The 18,399-nt window shown below is 48.9% G+C and carries 12 protein-coding genes; 3 read left to right on the forward strand and 9 right to left on the reverse strand.

Annotation, left to right across the window (positions count from 1 at the left end; genetic code table 11):
- Positions 1-211: 211 nt before the first annotated feature.
- From S2091_RS00005 to S2091_RS00040, 8 genes are all read right to left on the reverse strand, one after another.
- On the reverse strand, positions 212-928 hold the full coding sequence (locus S2091_RS00005; RefSeq protein ID WP_133166831.1) for an energy transducer TonB: 717 nt from the start codon (positions 926-928) through the stop codon (positions 212-214).
- 543 nt (positions 929-1,471) lie between these two features.
- Positions 1,472-2,449, reverse strand: a complete 978-nt coding sequence (locus tag S2091_RS00010) for a succinylglutamate desuccinylase (RefSeq protein ID WP_105529735.1) — start codon at positions 2,447-2,449, stop codon at positions 1,472-1,474.
- A gap of 4 nt (positions 2,450-2,453) precedes the next feature.
- Positions 2,454-7,190, reverse strand: coding sequence for an NAD-glutamate dehydrogenase domain-containing protein (locus tag S2091_RS00015; RefSeq protein WP_105529736.1), 4,737 nt, complete (start codon positions 7,188-7,190; stop codon positions 2,454-2,456).
- A gap of 15 nt (positions 7,191-7,205) precedes the next feature.
- Positions 7,206-8,546, reverse strand: coding sequence for an N-succinylarginine dihydrolase (astB, locus tag S2091_RS00020; protein WP_105529737.1), 1,341 nt, complete (start codon positions 8,544-8,546; stop codon positions 7,206-7,208).
- 12 nt (positions 8,547-8,558) lie between these two features.
- Positions 8,559-10,037 carry a succinylglutamate-semialdehyde dehydrogenase gene (gene astD, locus S2091_RS00025; RefSeq protein WP_105529738.1) on the reverse strand — a complete coding sequence of 493 codons (1,479 nt, stop codon included), beginning with the start codon at positions 10,035-10,037 and terminating at the stop codon, positions 8,559-8,561.
- Positions 10,027-11,112, reverse strand: coding sequence for an arginine N-succinyltransferase (gene astA, locus S2091_RS00030; protein WP_105529739.1), 1,086 nt, complete (start codon positions 11,110-11,112; stop codon positions 10,027-10,029). Before astA ends, astD begins: the two co-directional genes overlap by 11 nt.
- Positions 11,113-11,140: 28 nt before the next feature.
- Positions 11,141-12,190, reverse strand: coding sequence for an arginine N-succinyltransferase (locus tag S2091_RS00035; RefSeq protein ID WP_105529740.1), 1,050 nt, complete (start codon positions 12,188-12,190; stop codon positions 11,141-11,143).
- A gap of 38 nt (positions 12,191-12,228) precedes the next feature.
- Positions 12,229-13,464 carry an acetylornithine/succinyldiaminopimelate transaminase gene (locus tag S2091_RS00040; protein WP_105529741.1) on the reverse strand — a complete coding sequence of 412 codons (1,236 nt, stop codon included), beginning with the start codon at positions 13,462-13,464 and terminating at the stop codon, positions 12,229-12,231.
- A gap of 204 nt (positions 13,465-13,668) precedes the next feature.
- Here S2091_RS00040 and S2091_RS00045 point away from each other — a divergent pair, with 204 nt between their 5' ends.
- From S2091_RS00045 to sorB, 3 genes are read left to right on the forward strand one after another with little or no spacing between them, the layout of a single operon-like run.
- On the forward strand, positions 13,669-14,829 hold the full coding sequence (locus tag S2091_RS00045; protein WP_105529742.1) for a rhodanese-like domain-containing protein: 1,161 nt from the start codon (positions 13,669-13,671) through the stop codon (positions 14,827-14,829).
- Positions 14,830-14,878: 49 nt separating this feature from the next.
- Complete coding sequence (gene sorA, locus S2091_RS00050; RefSeq protein ID WP_207769576.1) at positions 14,879-16,132, forward strand: SorA family sulfite dehydrogenase catalytic subunit; 1,254 nt, start codon at positions 14,879-14,881, stop codon at positions 16,130-16,132.
- A 9-nt stretch (positions 16,133-16,141) separates the two neighbouring features.
- Positions 16,142-16,483 carry a SorB family sulfite dehydrogenase c-type cytochrome subunit gene (sorB, locus tag S2091_RS00055; protein ID WP_105529743.1) on the forward strand — a complete coding sequence of 114 codons (342 nt, stop codon included), beginning with the start codon at positions 16,142-16,144 and terminating at the stop codon, positions 16,481-16,483.
- 175 nt (positions 16,484-16,658) lie between these two features.
- Here sorB and S2091_RS00060 read toward each other — a convergent pair whose 3' ends face one another.
- Complete coding sequence (locus S2091_RS00060; protein WP_105529744.1) at positions 16,659-18,263, reverse strand: alpha/beta hydrolase family protein; 1,605 nt, start codon at positions 18,261-18,263, stop codon at positions 16,659-16,661.
- Positions 18,264-18,399: the final 136 nt, after the last annotated feature.

The raw sequence follows: 18,399 nt of genomic DNA on the forward strand, positions 1-18,399 counted from the left end.
TCCAAACCAATCATTTTTACGGTAGTATCCATTTCGGACTCCTTCTCTTGATTGTCGCTTGCCAGCCCACCTGGCTCGCTAGGCACATTATGATGCCGTTTTCAGGAGGGTGGAGTCCATTTCATTAGGGAGTAATAGCACAGTGAACTGCCAAAAAAATTAGAATTGATGTCTAACTTTTTGGGGGCAGTTCATTCAGTCGTACACCCATTTATGAGCCATCACCAGCCATCTTGAATTCAAATTCCATCGTTGTCGTCAATGGTTTCGATATGGGCGCATATTTCCATTGAAGTGCCGCCGAAATGACTGCCTTGTCAAAATATTTTTTCGGGGTGGCATTGACGATTTCCACTTTGGATACTCTGCCATCCGTTTCAACATGCAATTGCGCGGTGACTATGCCTTTTGTGACGCCATCACGCACAGCACGGCTTGGAAATTTGGGCTGTTCCCCAGTAATGACATTGAGAATTGGCTCTTGCGCTACAACAGGTGCAGCTTTAGGCGGAGCCGCAGGGGGACTCTGAACAGCCGCTGCTATTTTTTGTTTTTCCAATGCCTTGGCGGCAGCAAGTGCCTTTGCATCTGCAGCTAGTTTGGCGTCGGCCGCAATTTTTGCATCTGCCGCCAATTTTGCATCTGCCGCAAGTTTGTCATCATGTACTTTCTTGGTTTCGGCAGCCAGTTTTGCGTCCGCGGCGTCTTTTGCGAGCTTTTCTTCTTTGGCTATCTGAGCTGGTGATTTAGTGGATGCCATATCCATCCATTTAACAGCATCTGCGGTATCAGAAAGTTTAATCGGATTCTTGACAAGACCTGTTGTCCGCGGAGTGGTCGGTGCTCCGGCTTCGGGTGCATTGGCAGAGGCAGAATCTGTGTCAGGAGACGGATCTTTGCTACACGCTACGCACAGCAGTAGAGTCATAATTTGGCTGAATGCGAGAAACGACAAAGCGCTACACTTTTTGATTTGCACCATATTAGTATTGTCCCAGGTAAATAAACAGTTTATGTACAAAGTTAAATGAAAAAACCTAAAGTTTCCACGTAGAAATATTAGCACATTAAGAAATTGAACATAAAAAATATTAGTTATTTGTATGACATTGAATTTCAAATAACTATCTACTGTCGCCAATAGAATTTGACGCACTCGGGCCTGTAAAAATTATGCGGAAAACTGTCTTTAAATTTCAAAATTGCACATCTGCTCAATAGTCCGTAAGTGCCATCAGAGTGCATTTACTAAAACACAATAATTAACTCTTTACCTTCGGCGGATTCAATCGGTCGATGCAACAACTACTTGCATGTAAGTCACTGGTAATTTATTAGAAATGCGATTGGGAGTTTTTTTACCAAACAAATCGATATTTTTGACGCGAATAGACAATCAGACGCAAGTTATGGGAATTTTAGTAGTGGGTTGAGCACAACAGAACCGTGCCCGCCCAACTACAAAAAACCACTATTCTACAGCCCGTACCACCATCAACCCGGCACGTAAGCCAACTCGCACCGACGGATTAGGAAACAGCACATACTCAGGCTCGGCACCAACAACATAGGTCAACTCACCATCGGTTGCGATCAACGCATTCGGTGCAAATTCAGTGAAGTTTTGGGTGTTGCCATCAAAGGTTAATTGAAACGCTTCGCTACGCTTAATCAGCTCTTGCGCAACGCGGAAAACGAGTGGCGCTGTGTCCGTATTTTCTGTCGCAGATAGGCCCGACCGCAGCAAGGCAGCAAGCGCTGCCTGGGTTGCTACAAATTGGCTTAAATCGTTTTTACCCATCTCCCCTATCCGCCCGAGCTCGGCTGTACAGCTAACTGCGCCTAAATGTTTGCACGTGTACGAACTAAAGGTGACTGAAGCTTGCGGGTTTAACACCGCTGCAGCTATGCCTGCACTACCTAACCAACTTACAAAAGCCGGATTATGTTTACCCGGCACAATCGCGAACGTCGGATAAAACGAAGCGCGAATTGCGGTGTGTAAATCCAAGTGCCATTTGTTTTGATGACCGTCAAAAAACTGCGTTGCTGCGTGCATTAACTGGTCGGCGCGCTGTGCTTCTTGGGCATTATTAAACTGGGTGCGCTGCGGTGTGAATAAACGATTTAAATCCACATCAATAAACCGTTTGGCTTGGGCGATGGCGTCGATATTGCCCACCATGACCATTAAATCCACCGCTAACTGCTGCGGTGTTTTAGCAAGTTCTTCCAACAGCAGCGCCATCATTTCAATTGGCGCGGTTTCGTCACCATGTACGCCAACTGAAATTAATAAACGCATGCGGGCCGAAGCAGTTTCTCCATCCTCACAAATCTGCACAACACCAGCCAGCGGTTGTTGTACGTTAAAACCTGCCAGCTCAAAAGAGCTCGCCAGAGCTGAAAAATCACCTCTGGCGAAGTTGGTGCAAAAGTCGCTTTGCATCCGCTTAAACGCAATCCATGCTGGTTGCCGTTGCCGCTTCGGACAAAGCCCACACTTCCAGTACCGCGGTTTCTAAGCTTGGCTGTTCATTTTGAACAGTTTTCACTTGGATACCCACTTGCGTTAATACCGCGTTGATGTGGCAAATTAACTGCTCGGTTTCAAGACGGTCTTGAATCTTCGGCATTTTCAGCAACACTAATTCTAATAAGCGTTGTTGAGCACGTCGGAGCGCATTCAAGGCATGGGTGCGTAACGGCGTTACGTTCGATTGCATCAACATCGGCTCTAATTGCGCAATACCCGACTGTTGGCGCAACTGCAGGCCAATTTGTAAAAATACCGCCAAATCCAAACCTTCAGTACGCGGTGTGCCGAGTGCTGAAAATAAGAAATCGGCCATGTCAATTAAGGCTTCGACTGTTTGGCAAGCACGTGGGAATGGTTTGGCTTCCGTCACAAATTTACTCAGCAACGGCGCAACAGAATTTTGCTGGCTAAACAGCGCAGTCAATTCCGCCAAATTACCGGAAGCAGCATTTTTCGGCACCGATAACACGCCTTCGATTAACGATCTTTGCAGCAAGCGGCAACGTTCGTCCAGCGCTTTGGAAACGTCACGCGGCTCCAGCAAGGCATGAGCGTCCAACGTGTCGAATAACGGTGCTAAATTCAACGCAGCCCACGCTTGCGACCAAGCTAGAATCACCTCGGATTCAGCTACTTGGTATTTTTCAGCCAATTCAACCAGCATGATCGGACCGCAACGATTCACCGCTTCATTAGCCAATACCGTACCTAAAATTGGATTAGCTAATGGATGGTCCAAACCGTTTCTGGTCGCGACCAACGCTGCCGGAAAATATGGTGTCAGCATACTTTTTGCCCAGCTATTACCGGTTAATGGCAAGCCGGACAAAATACCTTTGTAGCGATTTTTAACGTTGGCTACCACCACTGCCAATTCCGGTGCAGTTAAACCGATACCGGCTTCTTTACGACGCGCTAATTCCAGTTCAGTAGGCAGTTGTTCCAACTCGCGCGACAACACGCCTTCCGCTTCCAGATGACGGACTAAGTTGGCATACGCATCCTGCATTTTTTCAATGTGCTGGGCTTGTTCTTCACGCACCAATAAACGCGTTTGCTGGGTATTGTCACGCAACACCAGGTCTTCGATATCCAAGGTGATTTTGTTCAACATGCTGTTACGTTCGGCTTCATCGATCATGCCGGCATTGACTTCACTATCCAGCCAGATTTTGACGTTAACTTCATGATCGGAACAATCTACACCTGCCGAATTATCAATCGCATCAGTAAAGATACGGCCGCCTTTTAACGCGAATTCAATCCGCCCGGCTTGGGTAGCGCCGAGGTTACCGCCTTCTGCAACGACCTTGCAACGCATAACGTTACCGTCAACCCGGATCGCATCATTGGCACGGTCTTTAACTTGCGCATGGCTTTCTGTCGACGCTTTAATGTAGGTACCGATACCGCCGTTATAAAACAGGTCAACGTTGGCCATTAAAATAATATGTAGCAGTTGCTCCGGCGTGACCGTTTTAGCCTCGGTATGCAAAGCTTGTTGCGCTTGCAGCGACAAGGTAATGCTACGTGCATCACGCGGATATACGCCGCCGCCTGCCGAAATCAGCATCTTGTTATAGTCTTCCCACGATGAACGTGGCAGTGCAAACATGCGCTGACGTTCTTCAAACGAGGCTTTTACATCCGGTGTTGGATCGATGAAAATATGACGATGATCAAATGCGGCAACCAGTTTAATCTGACGCGACAACAACAGGCCGTTACCGAATACGTCACCCGACATATCGCCTACGCCAGTCATGGTAATTGGTGTGGTGTTCAGGTCATGCCCGAGTTCATAGAAATGACGTTTAACCGCTTCCCATGCGCCCTTGGCAGTAATGCCGAGTTTTTTATGGTCGTAACCGTTTGAACCGCCTGATGCAAACGCATCACCGAGCCAGAAGCCGCGCTCTACCGCAATACCGTTGGCAATGTCGGAGAACGTGGCCGTGCCTTTGTCGGCTGCCACCACCAAGTACGGATCAGCATCGTCGTAGCAAACGGTTTGTTCCGGATGGATCATTTTTCCTTGCTGACGGTTGTCGGTCAAGTCCAGCAAACCGGCGATGAACAGGCGATACACCGCCTCACCTTCACGCGCCACCATTTCTCTGCTGCTTATGCCATTCGTGTCTTTAGGAACCATCTTGCAAACGAAACCGCCTTTAGCACCGGCTGGCACAATCACGGCATTTTTAACCATTTGCGCTTTCACCAAACCAAGCACTTCGGTACGATAGTCTTCCATCCGGTCCGACCAGCGCAAACCGCCGCGTGCAACCGGGCCACCGCGTAAATGCACGCCTTCAAAGCGACGTGAGAAGACAAAAATTTCACGGAATGGACGTGGCTGCGGCAACCAGCTTAATTTAGTGGTATCAAACTTGAATAAAATAATATCGTTCAGTTGCTTGCTCTGGAAGTACGAGGTACGCAAAGTCGCCAGCATCAGCTCGGCCAAGGTACGCAAAATATCTTCCGAATCGGCGTGATTAATATCAGTTAATTTTTCGATGATGGCATGCAAAGCAGCGGTACCAGCTTCACGCTGCTGTTGATCCAGCGTAGGATCAAAACGCAGCAAAAAGGCATCAGTTAATTGACGCACATAATGTGCTTGCTTTTTCAAACAATCGGCCATGTAGCGAATACTGAAGCGGCAACCCGCTTGTCGCCAGTAGCTGGCGTAAGCGCGAATCACTTGTACTTCCATTGAACGCATACCGGCTTCAATTACCAAGGCATTCATGCGTCCGTCTTCGGCTTCATTATTCAACAACGATTCAAACAATTCCTGCGCTACTTTCGCCACGCCGGGTTGCATTAATTTTTCGGCACTGGCTTCATCCAGGGACAGGCAGGTGACGTAAATATTGCCGGAGTTTGAATCTGCATCTTCCGCAATTTGGTAGGTTTGTTCACGCTCAATCACTACACCCGCGTTATGCATGGCTGGCAGCATGTTCGACAATGCCGGCACTGTGCGCAAGGACTGCAAACGAATGCTGACTGGTTGTGTGGTTTCAACGCGGACTTTAATCCGGTCCGACCCTGCGTTATGCATAATGCCGGATAAGTCGTGATACGCCGTGACTGGGGAAGTAACTGCGATATAGTCGGCAGGTAATTCGCTGCACAATTTACGCAGGCCGACTCGCAAGCTAGCTTCTTCTACGGAATCTACTAAATTATTAAAAGTAGTATGCCAACCTTCCAAAACGCCTAACAGCGGCAATTGAATATCATTTTCCAGATCCAGATCTGGTCTGGCTGCTTTGGCGATTAAATACAGACGCGCTAATGGGCCATCCGCCAGCAAAGTTTCTACTCGCACTGAGGAAGCGCCAACCACTTCTTGCAATGTATCTGCCAGTGTTTCAGCCAAATTGGCGCTATATAATTCACGCGGCATATACACCAGCACATTTAAATGGCGTCCATACACGTCACGACGGGCAAATACTTTCGCGCGCGGTTGTTTAAACAAAGCCACCGCTGCGCTGGATACTTCAGCCAGCCATTCTGGTTGCGCTTCCAACACTTCAACACGCGGTAAAGATTCTAAAATTTCTAAAAATTTCTCGGCGCGGAAACCTTCCGGACGCACGCCAGCCATTTGCAATACTTTAGCAATTCGTACCCGCGCAAACGGTAAATCAGCCAACGCGGTTGCCGTTGCAGCGCGAGAGAACAAACCAACCAAACAATGCTCGCCTAACAAAACACCTTGCGCGTTGATATTACGCACGCCGATAAAATCTAATTGCTGGTCGCGGTACAAGGTTGCTTGTACATCGGCCTTCACCACCGATAAGGTATGTTCACGGCCGAACAACGTGTCGAAATCACCGGGAATACTTTTTAAGCAATTGCCGTAAATAGGATGCGACCGGTTTTTAAGCACGCCTAGTGCGCTAGAAACGTCGCGGACTAATTCGCGTGTTTCAGGTTGAACCTGATAAGAAACATAGCCAAACGTCTCAAAGCCAATGTTATCGGCCCAGCGTAAAAATGCGCCAGCTTCTTTGCCGTCATTGGCGCAAGCTTCAACCTCGTCGGCCAATTGCAGCATCTTGGCTGAGAGTGCCGGTGCGTCATGGCGCACATCGGCGGCGTCGCCGACTGACATCTTCAAGTGACCCAGCAACGAAGTAATTTCAGGTTCTTTTATTTGTTCCGTCAACAAACAAACGACGATAGATTCCAGACCGGCCTTGCTGTCTTTAGTCGCTTTGGCTTTTTCCACTTGCAGAACTTTTCCAGCTGCATCACGCTGCACTGCCAGCACTGAGTTCAGTACCGCACGCGAAACGACGCGCTGGCTGCGTAAGGCCATTACGATAGAATCAACCAGATACGGCATATCGGGATTCAATATCAGCAACGCCGTTGCGCGGCCACCGCGACCATCTTGGTACGCCATGGCATTAATCTGGCAGCCTTGTGCGGGAGTCCAGCTTGCTGCACTGGTAAAACCTTCCCACAGCATTGACGCCAAACTGGCGGGCAAAATTCCGGCTAAATCATCTTCTTCCAGTGAAGACAACCAGGTCTCCAGCAAGGCGCTAACGGAAGGGTTGTTTTGTGCGTTGTTGGCTTGCACTAACGTTAAAGTTTGTTTACGTAATTCTTGTGCTTGTCTCATTACATCCTCTGTGTTTTAGTATTCGTACAAATTTGGTAAATTCAGAATTCCACTCAACTCATTTAAGGCGGTTTGCACTTCAATTGCAAGTGCAGGATCAGCCATATCATCCGGGAAAAGTGTGTCACGGTAATGACTCTCAACCCAGGTTACTAAACGCTTATATAAAGCTTCAGTAAAAATCACGCCTTGATGCATGGCGTTAGCTTGCTGTTCAGTCAGTGCGACACGCAAGCGCAAACAAGCGGGGCCGCCGCCGTTGCGCATACTTTGACGCAATTCAAAACTTAATAACTCATCTATTGCGCCGGTACTGCTGACCAAGTCTTTTAAATACGCGGCAACAGCAGCATTTTCGCTGCATTCCTGTGGAACTAGCAAGGCCATTTTGCCGTTAGGTTTAGCGAGCAACTGGCTATTAAACAGGTATGAAGAAACTGCGTCGGCAACGACTACCTGAGCAGTTGCAACCCGAATCGGGTTTAATTCTGCGCCAACTTGCTGCATGGCGATGCGACATTTTTCAATGCTGGCAGCTTCATCCACAAACGCTTCTTGATGATAAAAAAGTACATTTCCGCTACCAACCGCAATTACGTCATTGTGAAAAACGCCTTGGTCGATTGTGTGTGGATTTTGCTGTACAAAAACCGTACGTGCATCTTGCAAGCCATGCAAACGCGCTACGGCCTGACTAGCTTCCAGTGTTTGGCGTGCCGGAAATTTTTTAGGGCCGACAATGCTGGCATCAAATTCACTGCGTCCGTACACAAATAATTCAACACCAGCAGCGCCGTGTTCTGCGCACAAGCGCGTATGGTTAGCCGCGCCTTCGTCACCGAATGCCGGTGTCGCAGGTAATGCCTGATGCACTGCAAAATGTTTTTCATCATGAAAAATAGCGCGTAAAGCGCGCTCAGTTTGGCTATGTTCAATCGAACGATGCAATTTATTATTTAAATTTGCCACCGTAAAATGCGTCCGGCCGTCAGCGGTATCTGCTGACGGGCTGACGGTTGCGGCGTTTGCTGTCCACATCGACGAAGCAGAATAAGCGCACGCTAACAACACTGGTGATGTGCGCGCAGCAGCTTCAATCATTTGCGCGTTGGTGCCGGTAAAGCCTAGCTGGCGCAGCAATTTAAAATTTGGTCGATCTTGCGGTGGTAACAGGGCTTGCGCAAAGCCGCGTTGTGCCAAAGCGTGCATCTTTGCCAAACCTTGCAATGCCGCTTCTTTCGGGTTGGAGGCACTTTTAATGTTACTGGAGGATGCCACATTACCGAACGATAACCCGGCGTAGTTATGCGTTGGGCCAACTAAACCGTCAAAATTATACTCGCGCGTTTTTTGCATAATGCTGTTTCCTTAAAATACCAGGCCAGGTGAAAGTTGCTTAGGCATTTCTAATAAATTGGTCTCAATTGACGCCACCGGATAAGCGCAATAATCTGCCGCGTAATACGCACTTGGACGATGATTGCCAGAGTTACCGACGCCACCGAACGGCGCAGTACTCGCAGCACCGGTAGTTGGGCGGTTCCAGTTCACCACGCCAGCGCGGATGTGCGTCTGGAATTGCTGCCACAAGTTTGCATCATCACTTAACAAGCCTGCTGCCAAACCGTAGTTAGTAGCGTTTGCGACTTTAATCGCGGACGCAAAATCAGCTACCCGTATTACTTGCAGCAACGGGCCAAACCATTCTTCATCAGGGATATTTTTGGCATCTGTCACGTCAACAATACCCGCCGATAAAAAGCCGGTATCTGCTTGCAAATGCCGCATTGCCAATAATGATTTTCCGCCTTTGGCGATTAATTCGGCCTGACCATCCAATAAGCGTTGCGCAATAACGCTGGACACGACCGGCCCCATGAAAGGTGCAGGTTCGGCGTCGCTTTTACCAACCCGGATTGCTGCTGCAACTTGCACAAGACGATCTAAAAATGCTTGGCCTTGCGCCGTATTTGGGATAACTAAACGGCGTGCACATGTGCAACGCTGTCCCGCGCTTACAAAGGCGGAGAAAATGGTGTGGTGCACAGCCGCGTCGATATCTTTGACATCCCACATTACCAAGGCATTATTGCCGCCCATTTCCAGCGCCAGCATTTTGCCCGGCTGACCGGCAAACTGTTTGTGCAGAATTACGCCGGTTTGGTAACTGCCGGTGAATAACACGCCATCAATATCGGTATTTTTAGACAGTGCAATACCGGTATTTTTTCCGCCATTGACCAGGTTTAATACGCCGTTCGGCAAACCTGCTTGCGCCCACAACTGCACGGTTTTAATCGCTGTTTGCGGAGCGTATTCGCTCGGCTTAAACACTAAGGTATTCCCGGCAATCAGCGCAGGAACGATATGACCATTCGGTAAATGTCCCGGGAAATTATATGGGCCGAACACCGCAAAAACACCATGCGGGCGATGGCGTAATACCGCATCGCCATCCGCCACTTTACTACTCACGACACCGGTTCTGGCTTGATAAGACTGAACAGAAATATCAATCTTATTCGCCATGGTGGCGACCTCAGTACGCGCTTCCCACATCGGCTTGCCGACTTCTTGTGCGATTAACAGCGCCAACTCTTCCGTGTGCTGCTTTAACAGATCGCGGAACTTGGCACAGATGGCGATCCGCTCATCTAAACTAGTTTGCGCCCAAGCCGAGAAGCTTGCGCGAGCTGCGCTGCAAGCTTGCTGCACGTCGTTTTCGTCTGCCGCGTTACCTTGCCAAACAGTCTGGCCGTCGGCAGGGTTAATGACGCTAAACGATTCGCCGCTGCCTGCCAACCATGCGCCGTTTATATAATTACTACTATTAGTTTTATGGTTCATTATAATTTTCGCCTATTTTTCTAACCTCGTTTTTTGCCTCATTTTTTGCATTCAAAGGCATCGCCCGCACCTGCGATTTAACAGAGCAACCCAAGACTTGCTGCTGTTCCAAAGTCAGTTGCAATTGCCCATGATGCGGCAGCAGATCACTTACAATAATGCGGTAATCCTGAATGCTGGTATTCGCTACCAGCATCGGTTCAGCTGCAGCCGGATCAGAAAGCAAAGCAGCCGAGCAATCAACTACTTCCAACAATTCACTCAAACGCACGGAACGCAATTCATTAACCCGCGCCTGCAACACTGGCCCCGCGTCAAAAATATCCACAAAGCCTTCGTAATACAAACCTTCCTGCTCCAATAAGCGGCGGGCTGGTGCGGTATCCACATGCACTTGCCCAATAACGTCTTGCGCTACTTTAGGTAGATAAGCGACATACAAAGGATGGCGCGGCATGAGTTCTGCGATGAAGGATTTTTTACCTAAGCTACTAATATCATCGGCGCGATTAAAATCCATTTTGAAAAAATGGCGGCCCAGATTATCCCAAAATGGCGAACTGCCGTCGGGATATTGAAAGCCACGTAATTCGGCGATGAGTTTTTCACTGAATAAATGCGGGAATTGGGCAATAAACAAAAACCGGCATTTTGACAGCAACCGGCCGTTGTTATTGTTACGATAGTCAGGATGTAAAAACAGCGAGCAGAGTTCAGCGCAACCGGTTAAATCGTTGGATAAATACAGCGTATCCATACGCGAATACACGTTCAACTCTTTACTAGAATGCACCAGTGTGCCGATGCGGTAATTATAAAAAGGCTCATCTAAACCAACCGCGCTTTTAATGGCACTAACGCCAATAATTTTGCCGTTGTCGGTGTCTTCTAAAACAAATAAATAGTCACGCTGCTCTGGGGGAATTTGTTCGGCAAAGGAAGCGCAAGCAACGGCAATACGGTTGCTGAGCATCTCCGTATCTGGCTTTAGTGTGGTCATGCCATCGCCAACCTGAGTGGCTAAATACATTAAGCCGTCCAGGTCATCTTTTTTAATTGCGCGTACTACTATCATCTTTTATCCTTAATTTCCTGATTTTTTGTCACCACGGCACGCATAATACGTGATCGCCGTCGATGACGTTAAGAGCTTGCATCACTTCGCTGGACAGGCGCACGGTCTGCGTATTTTCCAGTGCGGTTGATTGCATCATCGTTGCGCGGAAATCGGTTTCTCTGGCAGTGGCTACCAGGTAACTGCGGTTTGCATTTGTGCTAATTGGCGCAGAGTCATCGCTCACAGTTTCCACCTGTAGCTTCAATCCGTGGGCAAATGAGCTCAATGCATGTTTATTGGCTTCCAGAATTGGCCCACCGTCGAAGATATCAATGAAGTCATCTGCTGCAAAACCTTCCTTAGTCAACAAGTCGAACGGTACTTCGCTTTCTGGATGCACTTGCCCCATCGCTGCTTGTGCATCACCGGTCAACAAGGGCACATACACCGGATAATGCGGCATTAATTCCACGATTAAATTACGGTTACGCGCACCATCGACCAAACGTTCCGCTTCCAAAAAATCCATCTGGAAGAATTTTTTTCCCAAGGCTTCCCAAAATGGCGCACAGCCTTTTTGGTCGGTGTAACCGGCCAGTGAAACAAAAAAGTTATCGCTGAACCGTTCCGGCGCACAGGCAGCAAACATCAACCTTGCGCGTGACAATAAAGCGGCTTCCGGGTGGATATGATTACCTCGACGCACAAAGAAGCTGGAGAGCTGTGAATAGCTGGTGAGGTCAGCACAAAGAGTGAGTGCGTGAACGCTATGACTGATATCTAAATCACGGGAAACTTGCTGGATAACGTCGTTACGGAACGAGAAAAAAGTACCTTTGGAACCTGCGGTAGCAGAAATGGCTGCGCTACCGATTAAGCTATGGCTGGAGGTATTTTCTAAATCCTCCAGCACAAACAGATAACATTCTTCGCCAGCGATATCCGTTTGACTGGCAAAAGAACGTAACGATTGTTCTACCGCACGTTCGATTGCTGCCGGAGTTTTCGCCATGGTGTGAACACCTTGAGTCAGGCCTGCCGCCAGCTCAATTAACGCTGGGATATCGCTGGTTGCAACGGGTCTGACAATAAACATAGCGACCTTTTTAGTGTGAATGAAACTTTTGGTAATAGTTAAACCAAGGTCGCCAAAGCACGGCGTAAACGAGTTGCCGCTTCTTGAATTTGTTCATCCGTCACAATTAACGCTGGTGCAAAACGTAACACATCAGGGCCTGCGATCAGCAACATTAAGCCTTGCTCTTCCGCTGCCTTGGTCATTTCTTTAGCGCGGCCTGCGTAGGTAGCCGTTAATTGCACACCCAACAGCAAACCGCTGCCGCGCACTTCCGCCAACATGTGCGGAAATTCTTGTACCAAACCCTGCAACGCTAAAATCAAGGTTTTGGACGCATGTTTTACCCGCAACAAAAAGCTCGGCACATTAATCGTACGCAGCACCGTCAATGCAACAGAAGCAGCTAAAGGATTACCACCGTAAGTTGTGCCGTGAGTACCGACAGCAAATGCCGCCGCCACCGTATTGGTCGTGAGCATAGCGCCAACCGGATAACCATTTCCGAGTGCTTTGGCACTGGTTAAAATATCCGGTGTTACGCCATAACCCATGTAAGCAAACAATTGGCCGGTACGTCCCATGCCGCATTGCACTTCATCAAAAATCAGCAATGCGCCATGCTGGTCGCACAACTCACGCAAGGCTTGCAAATATTCGGTAGTGGCTGGCATGACGCCGCCCTCGCCTTGCACCGGCTCGACCATTACGGCACAGACGTCATTCCCCATCGCTTCACGTGCAGCGGTAATGTCATTGAACGCAATGTGGGTTAAATCGGCCGGCAATGGGCCAAAACCTTCGGTGTATTTCGGTTGTCCGCCAACGGACACGGTAAATAAAGTACGCCCGTGGAAAGAATTTTCGCAAGAAATGATACGAGTTTTATGAGTATGGCCGTTTTTAGCTGCATATTTACGCGCCAGCTTCAACGCCGCCTCATTGGCTTCTGCGCCAGAATTACAGAAAAATGCCCGGTCGGCAAACGTGGCAGCAACTAAAGAACGTGCCAATTCCAGCACCGGCTCATTGGTATAACCATTACCGACATGCCACAGTTTTTCCGCTTGTTGCTGCAAAGTATGCACGACATCCGGATGGCAATGTCCTAAACTGGTAACAGCAATACCGGCAGTAAAATCCAGATATTGGCGCCCTTCCTGATCCCACAAATCCAAGCCTTTGGCGCGTACCGGCACTAAGGTTGACGGTGCGTAAGTTGGCACGATAACGTCATCAAATGTGCTGCGGGTAACAGGTGTATTCGGTGGTGTATTGGTGGTTGTTGCAGTCATGATCAGCCTCAGGTTGTCTTGGATGTCCGTATTGTACGCACTGGAACAGCCATTTTCTTTTAAAACTGCGACATGAATTTACATAAACCAATCGGTAAATTCGGCAAAAATGAAAGTAGATGTAACAAGCCATAGTTGCATTACGGAAATGTTCCAAATGGTAATATAATCGGCGCTTTGTGAAATTGCTCGGGATTAAGGTTTATGAAAATCGCTCGTAATATAAAGTTATGTTGTGCGTTGTTGTTACTACTTCCGCTCTTGGCTCAGGCTGAATTAAAGATATTGATCGGAGTCGATCCAGCCGACGAGGTAGGTAAAAACAATGTCGACCGGGTTATCAGCTCAATTCCTGAGCTTAATTCGGCGCTCGGCAGCAAAGTTTTTTCGAACCAGTCTTCCAATCTGACCGATGTTTTACGCTCTACCCGCACGCAAGAAAATGACATCATCATTGGCCCGCCGCATATTATTGCTTCGGCGATCAGCCATCACTACCAAGTGTTAGCGCGTAATGAAGCAGATGCGGATTTTGTATTAATAGCGCGCCCTGACATTAAAAAATTGGACGACATCGCCGGCAAACGCCTCTACCTGACCCAGCAAGATTCGACCCGCACCTATGTCGCCAAGGGCATGCTGATTGAAAATAATATCGACATTAAATCAATCAAACAGGTCACTTACGGTAAAACTAGCGGCGCCGGTTTATTTGCTTTAGCTGCCAATTTAACCGACATGACCATCGCTTCACGCGAGGAAGCGCAAAGCTGGATACTGGCTAATCCTGGCCAAGGTGTCATTATCAAAACCAGTCGCCGGATTCCGGCTGGTATGGCGTTAGTCGTTAAAAGCGATACGTCCGAGGCGGTACGTAAAATCATTTTGAAATGGGCCAGTTCGTCGACTAATGGTGTCGGTAAATTTCGCGCTACCACCAATGAGGACGTAACTCAATACCGCTATATCGCGTCGCTTGGAATTTTGACGCCTGCCAGCCTGTCCGGAGTACAAACCGTGACTGCCGACGAAGTCAGCAAACTGGTGGCTAAGGGCGTGACGGTGGTGGATACCCGCAGCGCCAAGGAATACCAATTAGCGCATATTGCCGGTGCGATCAATGCCGCTTATGTGGAGCACAGTTTGAAAGAGCGCGATTTTGATCCAAAACTCGATGATTACTCTGCAATTGCTGCACTGCCAAAAGAAAAAGCCGTGATATTTTTATGCAATGGCACCGAATGCTGGAAATCATATAAAGCATCTAAAATCGCCTTGCAGCTTGGCTTTACCCAGATTTACTGGTTCCGGGGCGGTATGCCGGAATGGCAGGAAAAGTCATTGCCGACTAAGACAGGATCTTAAAACCATCACTTAATTAAGCAGACGTTGTAGAAAACCCGTGAGAAAAATCATGAATAAAAACTTGGTCAACAATAATGCTATCGACGCTAGCGCGCGTCGGCAATTTTTACGCAGAGCCTCTGCATCCGGTATCGGCGCAATGTTAGCCGGTTCGGCATGGCCGGCTTTAGCGTCTAATCCAACCGTGCAACTGCCGTTTGAAAACGGCACGCGTGAGCTGGTCGCTTTCCCGCAAAAGCGGCCTTTAATTTTACTCACCAGCCGTCCACCGCAATTAGAAACACCGTTTGAGGTGTTTAACGACAGCGTCATCACACCGAACGATGCCTTCTTTGTGCGCTATCACTGGAGCGGGATTCCGACTTCGATCGACCCAACAACCTACCGCCTAAAAGTTGGCGGCAAGGTCGCAGCGCCGTTGGAGTTATCGCTCACTGAGCTCAAACAATTGGCCGATCCGGTCAGTCTGACGGCAGTGAATCAATGTTCAGGTAATAGCCGCGGTTTTTTTGAGCCGCGCGCCAACGGCGGGCAACTCGCCAATGGCGCCATGGGCAATGCCGTATGGACGGGCATTCCGCTTAAAAAATTATTAGAAAAAGCCGGTGTGCAAGCCGGTGCTGTACAAGTGAGTTTTAACGGACTTGATGCACCATTATTCCCAGACAGTCCCGACTTCCTCAAAGCGCTCAATATTGACCACGCGCTGGACGGCGAAGTGATGCTGGCCTGGGCCATGAACGGCGAAGATTTACCGATGCTGAATGGTTACCCGTTACGCCTGATTGTGCCCGGCTATTACGGCACATATTGGGTCAAGCATTTGTCCGAAATTGAAGTACTCGATAAACCGTTTGAAGGTTTCTGGATGAATCCGGCATATCGAATTCCCGATAATCCTTGCGCCTGCGTAACGCCCGGCACAGCACCGACTAAAACGGTACCGATTTCCCGATTGAATGTACGTTCTTTCATCACCAGTTTAACTAACGGTGCACAAGTGTCCGTCGGCCAGCCAATCGTAGTGCGCGGCATGGCCTTTGACAGTGGTTACGGGATTACTGAAGTGGCGTTTTCCAGCGACGGTGGCGCGTCGTGGCAAACGACCAAACTCGGTACCGATTTGGGACGTTATTCCTTCCGTGAATGGACGGTGCAATTTACGCCAAAACAAATCGGCCAGCATGAATTAAAAGTACGCGCAGTGAATCGTATCGGACAAAGCCAGCCGATGACGGCCTTGTGGAACCCGGCCGGTTATATGCGTAATGTGGTGGAAACAACCCGCGTTAATGCAGTTTAGGAGAAGCGTATGAAACCAGTTACTTTATTGTTTGCGATCATCGGCCTGACAGCCGGCAGTAGTTTTGCGCTTGATATTGAGCTACCGGCAGAAACGGCCGCGTATCGTCCCAGCGACATGCCGGGTTATCAACTAGTGCAAAATAATTGCATGACCTGTCATTCAGCACAGTATGTTTTGAGCCAGCCACCGAGTTCGCCACGCAGTTATTGGGTGGCGACGGTGAAGAAAATGAAGAAGCCGTTTGCAGCGCCAATTCCCGACGAAGAAATGCCCGCCATCGTTGATTATCTGGTGAAAAATTACGGTAATGAAAAGCCGGTAGCTAGTGTGGATTCGAGTAAAAAATAAATTGACCAGGCTGACCACCCTTCCGGGCGCTTGATCACAGCAAAATAGCATCGGCACGCTGATAACCAGCAACCCGATGCCGGCATTCCAATACCCGCCATCGAATCGCTTCATTACCATCAAAAACCTGCTGAAAAATAGCGTAAAACTGGCACGTGAATCAGCAAAAGCATCGTCACTGCCCACTAGCCAGCACTTGCTGAAAGAAGTTACTGGCGGCCAGCATACAAGCTGACGAAACCAGAACCGGATGATAATTTTGTAGCACAGCGCTAGCGCCGCCGTCCGTGGCTCCCGACGCAATCGCTTGTTCAACAAAGTACGCCCGAAGGTCCGTAAACACAGTCTTTGCAGAGGCATAAGGGTCGTTAGCCCCGGTAATTGCTGAGTCAACATCCAACACAGTGAACAAACCTGAAGCCATTGCAGCGGGCGACGGTGCTGTCCAGTACTGCTGCATATTTTGAGTATTTGCATTGAAATACACCATCGGATCGGCATTGCCGCCACACAGCAGCACTGGGCGGTTGGCCGTCCAGTTACGGAAGTCATTGATCTTAAATCCCTGACGTATCGTATTGGCCGGGCTCACTGCAGGCAAGCCGGTGGTGAGTGTCGGCACCGAGCCGTCAGGATTAGCAAGCGCATCCATGATGTAGTTGATACGGTAATTGTTGGTGACTAAAAAATTGGGGCCAAATCCAGCCGCATAGGTTGATGCGAGCAACGCTGGGCTGGTGGGTGGAATGGTGTCGGCATTCAATACTGCCTGCAACGAAGCCGAAGCGCCGACTGGTGCCGTCGGTGCGATGTTACTGAATATAGAGGGCGCAATTAACCCTGTTGAGAGCACGTTAAGCCCCTCACTGGATGGCAATATGTTTGCCAAATTGGCTGCGTAAGTTGGGTTGTAAATATCGGTGAGGTTAGCGTAGATATTGCCATAGGCATGTTGGTAGCTGGTGACGATCATTGTTGCTAACACATTGATCAGTAGCGACGGCCTACCTAAAAACACCGTATCACCGAAAGCCCCCATCGCATAAGGGCCTGAGCTCGGCGCCGCTGCAGTCACTGTCTGGCCTGCGGCTTGCATGGCTTTATGCGTTGCCATAGCCACAAAGCCGCCTTGCGAATAACCGGTAATGAATAGTTTGCCCGAATCAGTAGCACCGCCCAGACTAGGTAACGCTGCGCGTGCCGCAGTGAGCGAGTCAATGACGTCCTTAGATTGTTGATCGGCGTTCAGGTAAGGATGGTAGGGCAATTGCGAGGTATCGTAGCCAGCATAATTCGTCGCGACGACAATGAAACCCTGCGCGGCAAAATCAACCGCGATCATGAGCGTTTCACCATTGGCTTCATTATTCGGATCACTGCTGGCAAGGTTGTAAGCTTTGGTAAATGCCGTACCGTGAGCATAAACCACAATCGGACGCGGCCCGCTACATGCAGGATTAGAACCGGTAGGTAGCATGAGAGCACCGGTAGCATTCGTGGCCTCCCCCGCTCCGCCTACAGTTCCGAACTTGAGGTAATGGATATCAACGCCACAAATTGGGGCGCTGCCAAAAATAGTCACGTTTTGCTGCCAAGAGGGATTTGCAGTAATTGCTGAGGTACTCATTGATACGGTGAGCGGAGGTGGATTTTGCTGCAACGTACCGCGTGCATCACTGATGCCAACGCCGCCTGCTGTGCTGCTACTATTACTATCGCTGCCACCACATGCCGTAAGAATAAAAGTGCTTACCAAAACCAAACCAGTTAATTTTTGCATGCAAATCTCCTCGATAAAAATCGTTGTGATTATTTTTCTGATTCAATGCAGGCCGGTGCACGATATGCACTGATGTAGATACAAAAAGTTACAAATTTGCATTTTTTACAGCATATAACGTCATTCCAGCGTTGTC

Origin of the sequence: Solimicrobium silvestre (assembly GCF_002976435.1) — a bacterium.
Taxonomy (GTDB): Bacteria; Pseudomonadota; Gammaproteobacteria; order Burkholderiales; family Burkholderiaceae_D; genus Solimicrobium; species Solimicrobium silvestre.

Coding starts and splice junctions, on each gene's coding strand:
- S2091_RS00005 (WP_133166831.1), bottom strand. CDS start 928: ATGACTCTACTGCTGTGCGTAGCGTGTAGCAAAGATCCGTCTCCTGAC.
- S2091_RS00010 (WP_105529735.1), bottom strand. CDS start 2,449: ATGCAAAGCGACTTTTGCACCAACTTCGCCAGAGGTGATTTTTCAGCT.
- S2091_RS00015 (WP_105529736.1), bottom strand. CDS start 7,190: ATGAGACAAGCACAAGAATTACGTAAACAAACTTTAACGTTAGTGCAA.
- astB (WP_105529737.1), bottom strand. CDS start 8,546: ATGCAAAAAACGCGCGAGTATAATTTTGACGGTTTAGTTGGCCCAACG.
- astD (WP_105529738.1), bottom strand. CDS start 10,037: ATGAACCATAAAACTAATAGTAGTAATTATATAAACGGCGCATGGTTG.
- astA (WP_105529739.1), bottom strand. CDS start 11,112: ATGATAGTAGTACGCGCAATTAAAAAAGATGACCTGGACGGCTTAATG.
- S2091_RS00035 (WP_105529740.1), bottom strand. CDS start 12,190: ATGTTTATTGTCAGACCCGTTGCAACCAGCGATATCCCAGCGTTAATT.
- S2091_RS00040 (WP_105529741.1), bottom strand. CDS start 13,464: ATGACTGCAACAACCACCAATACACCACCGAATACACCTGTTACCCGC.
- S2091_RS00045 (WP_105529742.1), top strand. CDS start 13,669: ATGAAAATCGCTCGTAATATAAAGTTATGTTGTGCGTTGTTGTTACTA.
- sorA (WP_207769576.1), top strand. CDS start 14,879: ATGAATAAAAACTTGGTCAACAATAATGCTATCGACGCTAGCGCGCGT.
- sorB (WP_105529743.1), top strand. CDS start 16,142: ATGAAACCAGTTACTTTATTGTTTGCGATCATCGGCCTGACAGCCGGC.
- S2091_RS00060 (WP_105529744.1), bottom strand. CDS start 18,263: ATGCAAAAATTAACTGGTTTGGTTTTGGTAAGCACTTTTATTCTTACG.